General features: G+C 62.7%; 16 protein-coding genes. 12 read left to right on the plus strand and 4 right to left on the minus strand.

Going from position 1 to position 16,799, the window contains the following annotated elements; genetic code table 11:
* Positions 1 to 210: 210 nt before the first annotated feature.
* On the plus strand, positions 211 to 687 hold the full coding sequence (locus tag WM94_RS01740) for a DUF4399 domain-containing protein (protein ID WP_024087878.1): 477 nt from the start codon (positions 211 to 213) through the stop codon (positions 685 to 687).
* A gap of 105 nt (positions 688 to 792) precedes the next feature.
* Here WM94_RS01740 and serA read toward each other — a convergent pair whose 3' ends face one another.
* A complete protein-coding gene (serA, locus tag WM94_RS01745; protein ID WP_003258542.1) occupies positions 793 to 2,022 on the minus strand; it encodes a phosphoglycerate dehydrogenase in 1,230 nt (409 codons plus the stop codon).
* Between the two features lie 170 nt (positions 2,023 to 2,192).
* Here serA and WM94_RS01750 point away from each other — a divergent pair, with 170 nt between their 5' ends.
* The 4 genes from WM94_RS01750 to WM94_RS01765 all read left to right on the plus strand — a co-directional run bounded on the left by WM94_RS01750 (position 2,193) and on the right by WM94_RS01765 (position 6,377).
* Positions 2,193 to 3,590 carry an FAD-binding oxidoreductase gene (locus WM94_RS01750; RefSeq protein WP_061550287.1) on the plus strand — a complete coding sequence of 466 codons (1,398 nt, stop codon included), beginning with the start codon at positions 2,193 to 2,195 and terminating at the stop codon, positions 3,588 to 3,590.
* 25 nt (positions 3,591 to 3,615) lie between these two features.
* The gene (locus tag WM94_RS01755) at positions 3,616 to 4,281 is read left to right on the plus strand and encodes a fumarylacetoacetate hydrolase family protein (RefSeq protein WP_015272191.1); all 666 of its coding nucleotides are present in this window, start codon (positions 3,616 to 3,618) and stop codon (positions 4,279 to 4,281) included.
* A 182-nt stretch (positions 4,282 to 4,463) separates the two neighbouring features.
* On the plus strand, positions 4,464 to 5,384 hold the full coding sequence (locus WM94_RS01760; protein ID WP_061550288.1) for an SdiA-regulated domain-containing protein: 921 nt from the start codon (positions 4,464 to 4,466) through the stop codon (positions 5,382 to 5,384).
* Positions 5,385 to 5,474: 90 nt separating this feature from the next.
* Complete coding sequence (locus WM94_RS01765) at positions 5,475 to 6,377, plus strand: SdiA-regulated domain-containing protein (RefSeq protein ID WP_061550289.1); 903 nt, start codon at positions 5,475 to 5,477, stop codon at positions 6,375 to 6,377.
* Positions 6,378 to 6,493: 116 nt separating this feature from the next.
* Here the strand turns inward: WM94_RS01765 and rpiA are convergent, their stop codons facing one another.
* On the minus strand, positions 6,494 to 7,168 hold the full coding sequence (gene rpiA / locus WM94_RS01770; RefSeq protein WP_061550290.1) for a ribose-5-phosphate isomerase RpiA: 675 nt from the start codon (positions 7,166 to 7,168) through the stop codon (positions 6,494 to 6,496).
* A gap of 134 nt (positions 7,169 to 7,302) precedes the next feature.
* On the opposite strand from rpiA, the gene ilvA reads away from it, so the two are divergent.
* Complete coding sequence (gene ilvA, locus WM94_RS01775) at positions 7,303 to 8,817, plus strand: threonine ammonia-lyase, biosynthetic (RefSeq protein WP_013974671.1); 1,515 nt, start codon at positions 7,303 to 7,305, stop codon at positions 8,815 to 8,817.
* A 148-nt stretch (positions 8,818 to 8,965) separates the two neighbouring features.
* Positions 8,966 to 9,391, plus strand: a complete 426-nt coding sequence (locus WM94_RS01780) for a DUF2269 domain-containing protein (protein ID WP_061550291.1) — start codon at positions 8,966 to 8,968, stop codon at positions 9,389 to 9,391.
* A 129-nt stretch (positions 9,392 to 9,520) separates the two neighbouring features.
* On the opposite strand, the gene WM94_RS01785 is transcribed toward WM94_RS01780, so the two are convergent.
* Complete coding sequence (locus WM94_RS01785) at positions 9,521 to 10,177, minus strand: HAD family phosphatase (RefSeq protein WP_061550292.1); 657 nt, start codon at positions 10,175 to 10,177, stop codon at positions 9,521 to 9,523.
* A 141-nt stretch (positions 10,178 to 10,318) separates the two neighbouring features.
* Between WM94_RS01785 and WM94_RS01790 the strand changes: the two genes are divergently transcribed.
* Together WM94_RS01790 and ptsP are read left to right on the plus strand one after the other, a co-directional pair.
* The gene (locus tag WM94_RS01790) at positions 10,319 to 10,798 is read left to right on the plus strand and encodes an RNA pyrophosphohydrolase (protein WP_003249017.1); all 480 of its coding nucleotides are present in this window, start codon (positions 10,319 to 10,321) and stop codon (positions 10,796 to 10,798) included.
* A gap of 22 nt (positions 10,799 to 10,820) precedes the next feature.
* Positions 10,821 to 13,100 carry a phosphoenolpyruvate--protein phosphotransferase gene (gene ptsP, locus WM94_RS01795; protein ID WP_023660917.1) on the plus strand — a complete coding sequence of 760 codons (2,280 nt, stop codon included), beginning with the start codon at positions 10,821 to 10,823 and terminating at the stop codon, positions 13,098 to 13,100.
* Positions 13,101 to 13,234: 134 nt separating this feature from the next.
* Here the strand turns inward: ptsP and WM94_RS01800 are convergent, their stop codons facing one another.
* Positions 13,235 to 13,981, minus strand: coding sequence for an NRDE family protein (locus tag WM94_RS01800; RefSeq protein WP_061550293.1), 747 nt, complete (start codon positions 13,979 to 13,981; stop codon positions 13,235 to 13,237).
* Positions 13,982 to 14,109: 128 nt separating this feature from the next.
* On the opposite strand from WM94_RS01800, the gene WM94_RS01805 reads away from it, so the two are divergent.
* Genes WM94_RS01805 through WM94_RS01815 form a run of 3 tightly spaced genes read left to right on the plus strand, consistent with a single transcriptional unit; the run spans position 14,110 to position 16,738 of the window.
* Positions 14,110 to 14,892 (plus strand): sulfite exporter TauE/SafE family protein, encoded by a 783-nt coding sequence (locus WM94_RS01805; protein ID WP_061550294.1) that lies wholly within the window; start codon positions 14,110 to 14,112, stop codon positions 14,890 to 14,892.
* 16 nt (positions 14,893 to 14,908) lie between these two features.
* Entirely contained in the window at positions 14,909 to 15,715 is an 807-nt protein-coding gene (gene lgt / locus WM94_RS01810; protein WP_013974665.1) for a prolipoprotein diacylglyceryl transferase, read from the plus strand.
* Between the two features lie 51 nt (positions 15,716 to 15,766).
* Positions 15,767 to 16,738, plus strand: a complete 972-nt coding sequence (locus WM94_RS01815; RefSeq protein WP_061550295.1) for a thymidylate synthase — start codon at positions 15,767 to 15,769, stop codon at positions 16,736 to 16,738.
* The last annotated feature ends 61 nt before the right edge of the window (positions 16,739 to 16,799 follow it).

The following is a 16,799-nucleotide window of genomic DNA, read 5'->3' on the forward strand; positions in this document are numbered from 1 at the left end:
TCTTTGGCAGATGAATAACCTTCGCCACGGCTTTCTTCCTCGCCGTGGTCGAGCGCAGCCTATGACCTTGAAGCCTCGGTATTGTTTAACCCTGATTGAAATATTTCTGCCTGAGGATGTGAACATCTGGGCAAACATATCAACTAAGGTGAACCACCGCCGCCACTGGAATACTGGCGGCGGTCAATAAGTGAATCACAGGAGAAGTGAATGAACAGCCTATTTTCGCGTGCTGCCGTTGCTGGTCTGTTGATGGGAGCGTCGATGTTCGCCAGTGCCGCAGATGCCCTGAAGAGCCAGGAGCCGCCCAAGGATGCCAAGGTCTTCATCGTTTCCCCCGCCGATGGCGCCACGGTCGACAAGACCTTCACCGTCAAGTTCGGCATCGAGGGCATGGCGCTCAAGCCTGCGGGTGACAGCACCCCGCACACCGGGCACCACCACCTGCTGGTGGACGTGGATAAAGAGCCTGTGGCCGACATGGCCCTGCCGGCCAGCCTGATGCCACAGGCCGGCACCGCGTTGCCGGATGGCCCGCAAGTACTGCACTTCGGCAAGGCGCAGACCGAAACCAGCATTACCCTGACCCCAGGCAAGCACACCCTGCAGCTGGTGCTGGGTGACCAGTATCACGTGCCGTTCAAGCCGAGCGTCGTGTCGCAGAAGATTACTGTCGACGTGAAATAGGGGTTGAGCTCTTCGCGGGCAAGCCCGCGAAGCAAGCGACACCAATGTCACAGGCAAAAAAAGGGAGGCCACCAGGGCCTCCCTTTTTTCATGCCGCCAGCGAACTTAGAACAGGACGCGGGAACGGATGGTGCCCTTGACCTGTTGCAGCTTTTCTTGCGCCAGGTCGGAGTACTCGGCGTCAACGTCGATCACCACGTAACCGACTTTCTCGTTGGTCTGCAGGAACTGACCAGAGATGTTGATGCCGTTCTCGGCGAAGACCTTGTTGATCTCGCTGAGCACGCCCGGGATGTTTTCGTGGATGTGCAGCAGGCGGTGCTTGCCTGGGTGCGCCGGCAGGGCCACTTCCGGGAAGTTGACCGAGGATACCGAGGTACCGTTGTCGCTGTACTTGACCAGCTTCTCGGCCACTTCCAGGCCGATGTTGGCCTGGGCTTCGGCAGTGGAACCACCGATGTGCGGGGTCAGGATCACGTTGTCCAGACCACGCAGCGGGCTTTCGAACTGCTCGTCGTTGGAGCGAGGCTCGACCGGGAACACGTCGATGGCGGCGCCGATCAGGTGCTGGTCCTTGATGGCGGCGGCCAGGTGGTCCAGCTCGACCACGGTGCCGCGTGCGGCGTTGATCAGGATCGCGCCCTTCTTCATCGCGCGGATTTCCTTCTCGCCGATCATCCACTGGGTGGACGGCAGCTCAGGCACGTGCAGCGAAACGATGTCGGCCAGGCCCAGCAGCTCGTGCAGGCTGGTGACCTGCACGGCGTTGCCCAGTGGCAGCTTGGTCAGCGGGTCGTAGAAATACACCTGCATGCCCATGTTCTCGGCCAGGACCGACAGCTGGGTGCCGATCGAGCCGTAACCGACGATACCCAGCTTCTTGCCGCGGATTTCGAAGGAATTGGCCGCGCTCTTGATCCAGCCGCCACGGTGGCAGGAAGCGTTCTTCTCGGGGATGCCGCGCAGCAGCAGGATGGCTTCGGCCAGTACCAGTTCGGCTACCGAACGGGTGTTGGAGTATGGCGCGTTGAACACGGCGATACCGCGCTCGCGGGCAGCTTCCAGGTCGACCTGGTTGGTGCCGATGCAGAAGCAGCCAACAGCGACCAGTTTCTTGGCGCAGTCGAAGATCTCTTCGGTCAGCTGGGTGCGCGAACGGATGCCGATGAAGTGGGCATCGGCGATCTTTTCCTTCAGCTCGGCTTCCGGCAGCGAACCAGTGAGGTATTCGATGTTGGTGTAGCCGGCGGCCTTGAGGGTATCGACCGCGTTCTGGTGCACACCTTCAAGAAGAAGGAACCGGATCTTGCTCTTGTCGAGAGAAGTCTTGCTCATCTGCGTAAACCTGTATCCCGGAGAAAAAATGGCGAGGGTGATGCCAGGCGCAAAGGCGGCCTTAGCATGAACAGCGGGAGGGCTATGCTAGCATACGCGACACAATCTGAGCTTATCCCGACAGGTGAAGAGTGCTCAGGGTGACTATGAATAAGTCGAGAGTTCCAGCGATGACCCACCCCGCTGTAATTGATGAACTGATGACCCTTGTCGACCCTGGCAAGGTCCTGACCGACGCAGCTTCCCTGGAAGCCTATGGCAAGGACTGGACCAAGCATTACCCACCGGCACCCAGTGCCATCGTCTTTCCCAAGACGGTGGAGCAGGTGCAGGCGATCGTGCGCTGGGCCAATACGCACAAGGTGGCGCTCGTGCCGTCTGGCGGGCGTACCGGGCTTTCCGCAGGCGCCGTGGCGGCCAACGGCGAAGTGGTGGTCGCCTTCGACTACATGAACCAAATTCTCGGCTTCAATGCATTCGACCGCACCGTAGTCTGCCAGCCAGGGGTTATTACCCGCCAGCTGCAGGCCTACGCCGAAGAACAGGGCTTGTATTACCCGGTGGACTTCGCCTCCAGCGGTTCCAGCCAGATTGGCGGCAATATCGGCACCAATGCCGGTGGAATCAAGGTGATTCGCTACGGCATGACCCGCAACTGGGTGGCCGGGTTGAAAGTGGTGACCGGCAAGGGTGAGCTGCTGGAGCTGAACAAGGACCTGATCAAGAACGCCACCGGCTACGACCTGCGCCAGCTGTTCATCGGTGCCGAAGGTACCCTTGGCTTCGTGGTCGAGGCCACCATGCGTCTGGACCGTGCGCCGCGCAACCTCACCGCGATGGTGCTGGGTACCCCCGATTTCGACTCGATCATGCCTGTGCTGCATGCCTTCCAGGGCAAGCTGGACCTGACTGCCTTCGAGTTCTTCTCCGACAAGGGCCTGGCCAGGATCCTGGCGCGTGGCGACGTGCCGGCGCCGTTCGAGACCGACTGCCCGTTCTACGCGCTGCTGGAGTTCGAGGCCAGCACCGAGGAGGTGGCCAACGAAGCCCTGGCCACCTTTGAGCACTGCGTCGAACAAGGCTGGGTGCTGGACGGGGTGATGAGCCAGAGCGAGACCCAGCTGAAAAACCTGTGGAAACTGCGCGAGTACCTGTCGGAAACCATCTCGCACTGGACCCCGTACAAGAACGACATTTCTGTCACGGTGTCGAAAGTGCCAGCGTTCCTGCGCGATATAGATGCCATCGTCGCCGAACATTACCCGGATTACGAAGTGGTGTGGTACGGCCACATCGGCGACGGCAACCTGCACCTGAACATCCTCAAGCCCGAGCACATGAGCAAGGACGACTTCTTCGCCTCGTGCACCAAGGTCAACAAGTGGGTGTTCGAGATCGTCGAGCGCTACAACGGCTCGATCTCCGCCGAGCATGGTGTGGGCATGACCAAGCGTGACTACCTGGGCTACAGCCGCTCGCCCGAAGAAATTGCCTGCATGAAGGCGATAAAGGCCGTGTTCGACCCTAACGGCATCATGAATCCGGGTAAGATCTTCGCACCTGAATAGAAAGCAGTATCCAGAGGAGTCGGCCATGAGTTACCAGCATCAGTACGTAGACGGCACACGCATTCACTTCCCGCTGGGCAAGGTGGTGTGCATCGGCCGTAACTATGCCGAGCATGCCAAGGAGCTGGACAATCCGATCCCCACCGAACCGCTGCTGTTCATCAAGCCGGGCAGCTGCGTGGTACCAGCCGAGGGTGGCTTCAAGATTCCGACGGAACGTGGCTCGGTGCACTATGAGGCGGAAATTGCCGTGCTGCTGGGCAAGCCGCTGTCGACTCATCCGAGCGAGGAAGAGGTGCTGGACGCCATTTCCGGCTATGCACCGGCGCTAGACCTTACCCTGCGTGACGTGCAGGCCAAGCTGAAAGAGAAGGGCCTGCCCTGGGAGTTGGCCAAGTGCTTCGATGGCGCCTGCGTACTGCCGCCGTTCGTGTCGGCCGCCAGCTTCGAGGATGTGACCGACATCCCGGTGCGCCTGACAGTCAACGGCGAAGTTCGCCAGGATGGTAACAGCGCGATGATGCTTAACCCGATCGTGCCGATGATCCAGCACATGGCCGCGCATTTCTCGCTGCAGGCGGGGGATGTGATCCTTACCGGTACCCCGGCGGGTGTGGGGCCGTTCAATGTCGGTGATGAACTGGTGCTGGAGTTGCCAGGTGTGAGCCGCTTCGAAAGCCGGGTGCTCTGACTCGAGACCGCGTCGCCTTCTTCGCGGGTAAACCCGCTCCCACAGGTACTGCGCAACCCTCAAGGGCGACGCTATGCCTGTGGGAGCGGGTTTACCCGCGAAGAGGCCGGTCCTGTTTACCGATTTTTCACACCTGATCCGGATAATGCGCGAATCTACGCCCATTTCCCCAGGACCCCCGCATGCCATCTCCCTCCAGCGCCCCGGCAACCCCCAAGCGTCGTTTCTTCCTGCGCTGGCCCTTCGGCCTGGCCGCGGCGGCGGTAGTCGGCTATGGCGTGGCCGTAGCCATGCATTGGGATGACCGCGGTGCGCTGTGGGTCAAGGAAAGATTCGAAAGCGCCGCCGAGCGCAGCGAGAGCGTATGGCTACCAGACTACAAGGTCGACATCGATGCCAAACCCTTGCCGGGCATGGACGACGATGAGGCGTCGGATGTGGCCTTCAACCCGCGTACCCGCACCCTGTTCGCAGTCATGGGCAAGAACCCGATCCTGGTCGAACTGAGCCTGGATGGCGATGTGCTGCGCAAGATCCCCCTAAACGGCTGGAACAACCCGGAAGGCGTCGCCGTGCTGGAGGACGGCTACCTGGCAATCACCGATGAGCGCCTGCACGACCTGACCGTGGTCAAGGTGGATGCGCAGACCACCTCGTTGAACCATGATGATTTCCAGAGCCACGACCTGGGCCCGTCGGTGAAGAGCAACAAGGGCTTCGAGGCGGTGGCCTGGGACCCGCTGCGCCAGCGCCTGGTAATCGGCGAGGAGCGCCCGCCCAGGCTGTATACCTGGAATACCGACGGCCGTAGCCCGCTCACGGGTGAAAAACAGCTTTTGCCCAGTGATGAACTGGACCTGCGCAACCTCTCGGCGCTTGGCGTGGATCCGCGTACCGGCCACTTGTTGGTGCTGTCGTCCGACTCCAACATGCTTCTGGAACTGGACGAGCAGGGCCAGCAAGTCAGTTTCATGACCCTGCTCGGCGGTTTCAACGGCCTGCAGGACACCATCCCGCGTGCCGAAGGGGTGGCCATGGACGACAAGGGCAACCTGTACATGGTCAGCGAGCCGGCACTGTTCTATCGCTTCAGCAAAATCTGACCCAAACATCCGACTTTTCGGATGCTGGCATTAAGCTTTACTTCAGTTGTTCGTGATTAGATTCGTCACCCCTGTGTCGAGTCTTCCCTCATGCGCCGTTTTGTTCGTCCGTTCCCTGTTCTGGTCGTTATCGGCCTGATCCTGCTCGGCTTGGCCGGGCAGGAGTTTCGCCTGTTCGAGCGTGGCTGGTTCAACCTCAAGGCCTGGTGGCAGCCAGCCGAGCAAAGCATCGGCCTGGACCGATACCGGGTGGTGGTGGAGGCGCAGCCGATCGAGGGGCTGGATGATGACATCTCGGCGCTGACCTACGACCCCGACCGCAAGACTCTGTTTACCGTTACCAACGCACGCTCGGAGCTGATCGAGCTATCGCTGGACGGGCGCATCCTGCGCCGAGTGCCGCTGACCGGCTTCGGCGACCCGGAAGCCGTGGAGTACGTCGGGCCCAACAGCTATGTGATCACCGACGAGCGTCAGCAGCGGCTGATTCGCGTGCGCCTGGAGGACGACGCGATGTTCCTCGATGCCGGCGATGCCGAGCAGCTGACCCTGGGCATTGGCCTGAATGGCAACAAGGGCTTCGAGGGGCTGGCCTATGATTCGGCGGGCAAGCGCCTGTTCGTGGCCAAGGAGCGTGACCCAATGCTGATCTACGAGGTGCATGGCTTCCCGCACGACAATCCTGAGCAGCCCTATGCGGTGCATGTGGTGCAGGACCGCAAGCGCGATTCGCGGCTGTTCGTGCGGGACCTGTCGAGCTTGCAGTTCGATGAGCGCAGCGGGCACTTGCTGGCGCTGTCGGACGAGTCGCGGCTGGTGCTGGAGCTGGATGTGGAGGGCCGGCCGCTGAGTACCTTGTCGTTGCGCAAGGGGTTCCAGGGGTTGCAGGCGACGGTGCCACAGGCGGAGGGGATTGCGATGGATGAGGCGGGGACCATCTATCTGGTCAGTGAGCCGAACCTGTTCTATGTGTTCAAACAGCCAGCGGAGTGAGCAGGTGGGGCTGCTTTGCAGCCCATTCGCAGCACAAGGCTGCTCCTACAGGAAACCGCGTACCCCTGTAGGAGCAGCCTTGTGCTGCGAATCGAGGGCGAAGCTCTAGCAGAAAGTTACTCGGCCTTGAGGCTCTTCACGCCCTCAGAGGTACCCAGCAGCAGCAAATCCGCCGGCCGTGCCGCGAACAGGCCGTTGGTCACCACGCCAACGATGGCGTTGATCTGCGCTTCCAGCTCCACCGGGTTGGTGATGTGCAGGTTGTGCACATCGAGGATCACATTGCCGTTGTCGGTAACCACGCCCTCACGGTACACCGGGTCACCGCCCAGTTTGACCAGCTGGCGCGCCACGTGGCTGCGGGCCATCGGGATCACTTCGACCGGCAGCGGGAACGCGCCCAGCACCGGTACCAGCTTGCTGGCATCGGCGATGCAGATGAAGGTCTTGGCCACGGCGGCGACGATCTTCTCGCGGGTCAGGGCTGCGCCGCCGCCTTTGATCAGGTTCAGGTGCGCGTCGCTCTCGTCGGCGCCGTCCACGTAGAACTCCAGTTCGCTGACGCTGTTCAGCTCGTAGACCGGGATGCCATGGCCCTTCAGACGCTGGGCAGTGGCTTCGGAGCTGGCGACCGCGCCGTCGAAGGCGGTCTTGTGCTGAGCCAGGGCGTCGATGAAGAAGTTGGCGGTCGAACCGGTGCCGACGCCGACGACGCTCTTTTCATCCAGCTTGGGCAGAATGAAGTCGACAGCGGCCTGGGCGACGGCCTGTTTGAGTTGGTCCTGGGTCATGCGGGCTCCGAGAGGGGCAGGGCGGATTTGAAAAGAGCCTAGTATAACGGCTCGGGCGGCTTTGCTGTGGTCGCCCGACGTAGCGCTGGGGTAGACTCCCAGCCCTTGTCCCGCGGCACAGTGATGCATTCCCGATGCTCGAACAGTACGTCAAGAAGATCCTCACCTCGCGCGTCTACGACGTCGCGGTCGAAACCCCGCTGCAGAGCGCCGGGCAGCTGAGCAAGCGCCTGGGCAACCAGATTCTGCTCAAGCGCGAAGACCTGCAGCCGGTGTTCTCGTTCAAGATCCGCGGGGCCTACAACAAGCTGGCCCAACTGACCCCGGAAGAACTGGCCCGCGGCGTGGTCACCGCCTCTGCCGGCAACCATGCCCAGGGCCTGGCCCTGGCTGCGCGCGAGATGGGTATCAAGGCCACTATCGTGATGCCCAAGACCACCCCGGAGATCAAGGTCGAGGGCGTGCGTTCGCGGGGCGGCAAGGTGGTGCTGCATGGCGACTCGTTCCCCGAGGCGCTGGCCTATTCGCTGAAACTGGTCGATGAAAAGGGCTTCGTCTACGTGCATCCCTACGACGACCCGCACACTATCGCCGGGCAGGGCACCGTGGCCATGGAAATCCTGCGCCAGCACCCAGGCCAGCTGGACGCGATCTTCGTGCCGGTGGGTGGCGGTGGCCTGATCGCCGGCATTGCTGCCTACGTGAAATACCTGCGCCCGGAAATCAAGGTGATTGGTGTCGAGCCGGACGACTCCAACTGCCTGCAGGCGGCCATGGCGGCCGGCGAGCGCGTGGTGCTGCCGCAGGTCGGGCTGTTCGCCGACGGTGTAGCGGTGGCTCAGATCGGCCAGCACACCTTCGACATCTGCCGCCATCATGTGGATGAAGTGGTCACCGTCAGTACCGACGAAATCTGCGCGGCTATCAAGGATATCTACGATGATACCCGCTCGATCACCGAACCTGCTGGTGCCTTGGGCGTGGCGGGCATCAAGAAGTACGTCGAGTTGTACGGCGTGACCGGGCAGACCCTGGTGGCCATCGACTCCGGTGCCAACGTCAACTTCGACCGCCTGCGCCATGTGGCCGAGCGTGCCGAGCTGGGTGAAAAGCGCGAAGCGATCATCGCCGTTACCATCCCCGAGCGCCCGGGCAGCTTCAAGGCCTTCTGCGAGGCTATCGGCAAGCGCCAGATCACCGAATTCAACTACCGCAAGCACACCTCCGACGAGGCGCATATCTTCGTCGGCGTGCAGACCCACCCGGAAAACGACCCGCGTGCGGCGCTGGTACAGCAACTGACCGAGCAGGGCTTCCCGGTTACCGACCTGACCGACAACGAGCTGGCCAAGCTGCATATTCGCCATATGGTTGGTGGTCATTCGGCCGGTGCCAGTGACGAGATGGTGCTGCGTTTCGAGTTCCCCGAGCGGCCGGGGGCGCTGTTCAACTTCCTCAACAAGCTGGGCGGGCGCTGGAACATCTCGATGTTCCATTACCGCAACCATGGCGCCGCTGACGGGCGCGTGGTGGCGGGGTTGCAGGTGCCGGAGGACGAGCGCCACCTGGTGCCGGCGGCGCTGGCCAAGATCGGCTACCCGTACTGGGACGAGACTGACAACCCGGCTTACAAGCTGTTCCTGGGCTGAGAGGCTAAGCTGGGGCTGACGGCCCTTTCGCGGGCTTGCCCGCTCCCACAGGTACTGCGCAGGCTTCAGGGCCTGTGATATCCCTGTGGGAGCGGGCAAGCCCGCGAAGAAGCCTGCACAAAATGGCCTGCTTAAGGACAACCGAGACATGGAACACCTGACCACCCTCAAGACCCTGCACATCATCGCCACCGCGCTCCTGCTGCTGGGTGCTCTGGGCCTGGCGCTCTGGACCGTGCGCGCCCGCCGCCAGGGCGATGCCGAGGCTTACGCCAAGCTGCTGCGTCGGCCGCTGGTGTTCGTCTGGCTGGTGATGGGCCTGTGCCTGGTGAGCATGCCGTTCACCGGCTGGTGGCTGGTGCACCTGGTGGGCTGGCCGCTGGGGCAGGCCTGGGTGCTGGCGTCCAGCGTCATCTATACGCTGGGCGCGTTTGCCGTGTGGTGGCTGCTGGTGCGGTTGAACCGGCTGCGCAAGGCCGAGGTGGTGGGGTTGCGCTTTACCTTGGCACTGGCGGTGTTCAGTGGGGTTTGCTTCCTGTCCATCGCCGGGCTGATGGGGGCCAAGCCGGTCTGACAGCTTTGTGCTGTATGTGCTGGCCTCTTCGCGGGTAAACCCGCTCCTACAGGGTCTGAGCAAGGCTTGAGGGCTGTGCAGTACCTGTGGGAGCGGGTTTACCCGCGAAGAGGCCGGCACAGGAAAACCTCAATCCCGCAGCGAAACCACCGGCCACCCACGCATCTCGGCCTCCGTCCGCAGCTTCGGGTCGGGATCCACCGCCACTGCATGCGCCACCCGCTGCAACAGCGGCAAATCGTTCATCGAGTCGCTATAGAAATAGCTGTCCTCAAGGTCGAAGCCGTTCTCCAGCATCCAGCGCTCCAGCCGCGTCACCTTGCCTTCACGGAAACACGGTATATCGGTACTACGTCCGGTATAGCGGCCATCACGCGTTTCGCATTCGGTCGCCAGCAACACGCGAACCCCCAGGCGCCGGGCAATCGGTGCGGTGACGAAGCGGTTGGTGGCGGTGATGATCACCAGCTGGTCGCCGGCCTCGCGGTGCTGCTGCAGCAAGCTAAGCGCCTTTGGCAGGATGATCGGCTCGATGCAGTCGCGCATGAAATCATGGTGCCATTCGTCGAGCTGGGCTACTGGTGTTGCCGCAAGGATTTCCATGGAAAAGGCCAGGTAGGCCTGCAGGTCCAGGGTGCCGTTCAGGTATTCCTGATAGAAGCCATCGTTGCGTTGCTTGTAGGTAACCGGGTCGAGGATGCCGCGCTGGCAAAGGTAGTCACCCCAGGCATGGTCGCTGTCGCCACCAAGGAGGGTATTGTCCAGGTCGAATAAAGCCAGGCGCATCGCGGTCACTCGCATAAGCCACAGGGTAGGCCCGCAGAATACGGAGTTTTCACGCTGCTGCACATAAGCTTGGCGGGCGCGTTGCTGCGCTCGCAAGCTTTGTGGAACAATGCGGTGACATGCGTTTGCGAGGTTGCTGCCGTGATCGACCCGGATGGTTTTCGCCCCAATGTCGGGATCATTCTCACGAATGATGCCGGGCAGGTGCTATGGGCTCGACGGATCAACCAGGATGCCTGGCAGTTTCCCCAGGGTGGCATCAACCCTGACGAGACGCCGGAAGATGCCCTGTACCGCGAGCTGAACGAAGAAGTTGGCCTTGAACGCGATGATGTGGAAATTCTTGCCTGCACCCGTGGCTGGTTGCGTTATCGTTTACCCCAGCGACTGGTGCGTACGCATAGCCAGCCGCTGTGCATCGGCCAGAAGCAGAAATGGTTCCTGCTGCGTCTGGTCAGCAACGAACAACGGGTGCGGATGGACCTGACCGGCAAGCCGGAATTCGACGGCTGGCGTTGGGTCAGCTATTGGTACCCGCTGGGCCAGGTTGTGACATTCAAGCGCGAGGTCTACCGACGCGCCCTGAAAGAGCTAGCACCGCGTCTGCTGACGCGCGACTGACGACGGAGTTCGACCCCGAGCCATGCTCAATACGCTGCGCAAGATCGTCCAGGAAGTAAACTCCGCCAAAGATCTCAAGTCGGCGTTGGGGATCATTGTCTTGCGTGTCAAGGAGGCCATGGGCAGCCAGGTCTGCTCGGTCTACCTGCTCGACCCGGAAACCAACCGCTTCGTGCTGATGGCCACCGAAGGCCTGAACAAACGTTCCATCGGCAAGGTCAGCATGGCCCCCAACGAAGGCCTGGTCGGCCTGGTCGGTACCCGGGAAGAGCCGCTGAACCTGGAAAACGCTGCCGACCACCCGCGTTACCGCTACTTTGCCGAAACCGGCGAGGAAAAATTCGCCTCCTTCCTCGGTGCGCCGATCATCCACCACCGCCGCGTGGTCGGGGTATTGGTCATCCAGCAAAAGGAGCGCCGCCAGTTCGACGAGGGCGAAGAGGCCTTCCTGGTCACCATGAGCGCCCAGCTCGCCGGGGTTATCGCCCACGCCGAGGCTACTGGCTCGATCCGTGGCCTGGGCCGCCAGGGCAAGGGTATCCAGGAAGCGCGCTTCGTCGGCGTACCGGGCTCGCCCGGTGCCGCCGTGGGGCGCGCAGTGGTTATGCTGCCGCCAGCCGATCTGGAAGTGGTACCGGACAAGACCGTCGATGACATCGACGCCGAACTGAAGCTGTTCCAGAACGCCCTCGAAGGTGTGCGCGACGATATGCGCAAGCTGTCGGCCAAGCTGGCCACCCAGCTGCGCCCGGAGGAGCGTGCACTGTTCGATGTGTACCTGATGATGCTCGAAGATGCGGCCCTGGGCGGTGAGGTGACCGAAGTCATCAAGACCGGCCAGTGGGCCCAGGGTGCCCTGCGCCAGGTGGTGGGCGAGCACGTCAACCGCTTCGAGCTGATGGACGATGACTACCTGCGCGAGCGCGCCTCCGACGTCAAGGACCTGGGCCGGCGCCTGCTGGCCTACCTGCAGGAAGCCCGCGCGCAGTCGCTGGTGTACGCCGACAACACCATCCTGGTCAGCGAAGAGCTGACCCCGGCGATGCTCGGCGAAGTGCCTGAAGGCAAGCTGGTCGGCCTGGTCTCGGTACTGGGGTCGGGCAACTCCCACGTCGCCATCCTGGCTCGCGCCATGGGCATCCCCACGGTGATGGGCCTGGTCGATTTGCCTTATTCCAAGGTCGACGGCATCGAGATGATCGTCGACGGCTACAAGGGCGAGGTGTTCACCAACCCCAGCGAAGTGCTGCGCAAGCAGTACAGCGACGTGGTCGAGGAGGAGCGCCAGCTGGCCCAGGGCCTGGATGCCCTGCGCGAACTGCCGTGCGTTACCCCGGACGGCCACCGCATGCCGCTGTGGGTCAACACCGGTCTGCTCGCCGACGTTGCCCGTGCCCAGCAGCGTGGCGCCGAAGGGGTGGGGCTGTACCGCACCGAAGTGCCGTTCATGATCAACCAGCGCTTCCCCAGCGAGAAAGAGCAGCTGGCCATCTACCGCGAGCAGCTGGCGGCCTTCCACCCGCTGCCGGTGACCATGCGTACCCTCGACATCGGTGGCGACAAGTCGCTGTCGTACTTCCCGATCAAGGAAGAAAACCCGTTCCTCGGCTGGCGCGGCATTCGCGTCACCCTCGACCACCCGGAAATCTTCCTGGTGCAGACCCGCGCCATGCTCAAGGCCAGCGAGGGGCTGAACAACCTGCGTATCCTGCTGCCGATGATTTCCGGCATCCATGAGCTGGAAGAGGCGCTGCACCTGATCCACCGCGCCTGGGGCGAGGTGCGTGACGAAGGCACCGATGTGCCGATGCCACCGGTTGGCGTGATGGTGGAAATTCCTGCTGCGGTGTACCAGACCAAGGAGCTGGCGCGGCAGGTGGACTTCCTGTCGGTCGGTTCCAACGACCTGACCCAGTACCTGCTGGCGGTGGACCGCAACAACCCGCGGGTCGCCGACCTATACGACTACCTGCACCCGGCGGTGTTGCAGGCGCTGAACACGGTGGTGCGCGACGCCCATGGCGAAGGCAAGCCGGTGAGTATCTGCGGTGAGATGGCCGGTGACCCGGCAGCGGCGATCCTGTTGATGGCCATGGGCTTCGACAGCCTGTCGATGAACGCCACCAACCTGCCGAAGGTGAAGTGGATGCTGCGCCAGATCAACCTGGGCAAGGCCAAGGAATTGCTCACCGAGGCCCTGAGCCATGACAACCCGCAGGTTATCCACAGCTCGCTGCAACTGGCCCTGAAAAACCTTGGGTTGGCGCGGATGATCGGGCCTGGGGCCAATAAGACCCTCTGAGTGTGAGGTGGCCTGTTCCGGCCTCTTCGCGGGTAAACCCGCTCCCACAGGTACAGCGCAGCCTTCAGATGCGGCGCAATCCCTGTGGGAGCGGGTTTACCCGCGAAGAGGCCGGAGCAAGCAACGTCAAATTATCAGGCCAGCAACTCAACTTCCCCCAAGTGCCCGCCAAATGGCCCGAAACTGCGCTCAATAAGCCGCCTTTTCCCCTGATCATCCACAATCAGCACCGTGCTCGCCCGCGTCCCGTAGTTCTGGCTGGCAATGAACACGCTCGACAGCAGCTTCTCGGTCGCCAACCCCACGCCCGTCTCTGGCAACTCGCCCTCCGGCGCAGGTTCGGCATCGGCCAGCAATGCCAGCAAGCGCTGTGGCTCTGGCGTTTCCAGTAACCCTTCCAGCCCACTGCGCGCCTTCACCAGCTTAGGCCAAGGCGTATCCAGCCCGGCATTGGAAAGCCCGTAAACCCCAGCCTCCAGCAAGCGCGGCGCCGCGTCTCGGGCATGCAGATAGCCCAGCTGCAGTCCATCGCCCACCAGCAGGTTGAACCCTGAATATTGCCTGCTGCGGCTGGCCACCTGGTCAAGATAGGCCTCGACCCCCAACTCCCCCTGCAGATACGCCGCCACCAGCTCGCCCCGCGAGCGCGGCCCCAAAGCCTGCGCCGGGTCGCGAATATTGGTCAGCGCCGCGAACCGCCCCTGCGGGCCGACGCCCAGCCAGGTGCCGCCGGCCTCCAGGTCGCGCCCGGCATATACCCCGGGAGCATCCTCCCAGGCCGCCAGGGCCTGGGTGGGGCGGGCATAGAACTCATCGCGGTTGGCCGCCACGATCAGCGGCAGGGCGTGCCCCGGTCGCCAGGCGAATACGATCAGGCACATCGGTAGGGCCTCCGGTTTTTTTCCACTGTACCCACTCCGATGGGGCACTTCCAACCTGACACACAGTTCACTAGAGCCGTGAGCCCGGCTTCCGTTACCATGCCGGATTGATTTCTTGGGGAAGACGAATGGAATTCGTGCTCTATCTGCTGTTGGGTGCCTGCGCCGGTGTGCTGGCCGGGCTGTTCGGCGTGGGCGGCGGTATCATCATCGTGCCGGTGCTGGTGTTCAGCTTCACCTTGCAGGGTTTCGATGCCTCGGTGCTGACCCACCTGGCTGTCGGTACGTCGCTGGCAACCATCGTCTTCACCTCGATCAACGCCGTGCTCGAGCACCATCGCAAGGGCGCGGTGCAATGGCCGATCTTCGTCTGGATGACCCTCGGCATCCTTCTTGGGGCCGGTGTCGGCGCCAAGACCGCCTCGCTGATACAGGGGCCGTTGCTGCAAAAGATCATCGGTGTGTTCGCCCTGGTCATCGCCGCGCAGATGGCCCTGGACCTCAAGCCCAAGGCCAGTCGAGGTATTCCCGGCAAGCCCGCGCTGATCGGTGCAGGTGGGGTGATCGGCTGGGCTTCGGCCATTTTCGGCATCGGGGGCGGTTCGCTGACCGTGCCGTTCCTGACCTGGCGCAGCCTGCCCATGCAGCAGGCAGTGGCCACGTCTTCGGCCTGTGGCCTGCCCATTGCCTTGGCCAGTGCCCTGAGTTTCATGCTGCTGGGTTGGCACGAAGAGCACCTGCCGGCCCACAGCCTGGGTTACGTGTACCTGCCGGCGCTGCTCGGCATTGCCGTGACCAGCATGTTTTTCGCCCGCTTCGGCGCGCGCCTGGCGCACAAGCTGTCGCCACGTTTGTTGAAACGCCTGTTCGCAGCCCTGCTGTTCTGTGTCGGTCTCAGCTTTTTGATTTGAATCGAGAGGAAGTTCCATGCTGCCTTACCCGCAGATAGACCCCGTGGCCGTGGCCATCGGGCCGCTGAAAATCCATTGGTACGGCCTGATGTACCTGGTCGGCATCGGCGGTGCCTGGCTGCTCGCCTCGCGCCGGCTGAACCGCTTCGACCCCACCTGGACGCGCGAAAAGCTCTCCGACCTGGTGTTCTGGCTGTCGATGGGTGTGATCGTCGGTGGTCGCCTGGGCTACGTGCTGTTCTACGACCTGCACGCCTACCTGGCCAATCCGACGCTGATCTTCGAGGTGTGGAAGGGTGGCATGTCGTTCCACGGCGGTTTCATCGGCGTGATGCTGGCGGCCTTGTGGTTCGGCAAGCGCAACAACAAGTCGTTCTTCGAGCTGATGGACTTTGTCGCCCCGCTGGTGCCGATCGGCCTGGGGGCCGGGCGCATCGGCAACTTCATCAACGCCGAGCTGTGGGGCAAGGCCACCGACGTGCCATGGGCGATGGTCTTCCCGCCGTTCAGCGACCCGGCGCAGCTGCCGCGTCACCCATCGCAACTGTACCAGTTCGCACTCGAAGGTGTGGCGCTGTTCCTCATCCTCTGGGCGTTCTCGCGCAAGCCGCGGCCGACCATGGCGGTATCCGGCATGTTCGCGCTGTTCTACGGCATCTTCCGCTTCATCGTCGAATTCGTCCGCGTACCGGATGCCCAACTGGGCTACCTGGCCTGGGGTTGGCTGACCATGGGTCAGATTCTGTGCGTGCCGATGATCCTGGCTGGCCTTGGCCTGATCTGGTGGGCTTATAATCGCAAGCCTACGGCGAAACCCGCCTGATTAATCCCACGGCAGGGGCGATCCCCCTGCCGTTTTTGCTACAGGTAAGCCATGAAACAGTATCTGGACCTGGTCCGCGACGTCATCGACAACGGCACGCTGCAGGGCAACCGCACCGGCATCCGCACCATCAGCCTGCCGGGCGCCATGCTGCGTTTCGACTTGCAGAAGGGCTTCCCGGCCATTACCACGCGCAAACTGGCGTTCAAGTCGGCGATCGGCGAAATGGTCGGTTTCCTGCGTGGCGTCAAGAACGCCGGTGAATTCCGCGAACTGGGCTGCAAGGTCTGGGACCAGAACGCCAACGAGAACGCCCAGTGGCTGGCCAACCCGTTCCGCCAGGGCCATGACGACCTGGGCGAGATCTACGGCGTGCAATGGCGCCAGTGGCCGGGCTACAAGCGCATCCCGCTGAGCAACCCGGCGGCCATCGAAATGGCCGAGAAGGCGGGCTTCCGCCGCATCGCCCAGGACGAGGAGGACGGCGTCGCGTTCGTCATCCTGTACAAGGCCATCGACCAGGTGCGCCAGTGCCTGGACACCATCGCCAATGACCCGGGCAGCCGCCGTATCCTGTTCCACGGCTGGAACTGCGCGCAGCTGGACGAAATGGCCTTGCCGCCGTGCCACCTGCTGTACCAGTTCCACCCGAACGTTGAGACCAGGGAAATCTCCCTGACCCTCTACATCCGCTCGAACGACCTGGGCCTGGGTACGCCGTTCAACCTCACCGAAGGCGCGGCGCTGCTGTCGCTGTTCGGCCGCCTGACCGGCTACACCCCGCGCTGGTTCACCTACTTCATCGGCGATGCCCATGTGTATGAGAACCACCTGGACATGCTCAACGAGCAGCTCAAGCGTGAGCCGCTGGAGGCGCCGAAGCTGGTGATCAGCGACCGCGTGCCGGCGTTTGCCGACACAGGGAAGTACGAGCCGGAGTGGCTGGAGAAGATCGAGCCTAGCGATTTCTGGCTGGAAGGGTATGAGCACCATGCGCCGATGACGGCGCCGATGGCGGTGTGACAGATCTCTATTGCCTGTACCGGCCTCTTCGCGGGTAAACCCGCTCCCACAGGGACCGCAC

The sequence above is a fragment of the Pseudomonas sp. ABFPK genome (genome assembly GCF_001586765.1).
In the GTDB taxonomy this organism is placed as follows: domain Bacteria; phylum Pseudomonadota; class Gammaproteobacteria; order Pseudomonadales; family Pseudomonadaceae; genus Aquipseudomonas; species Aquipseudomonas asiatica.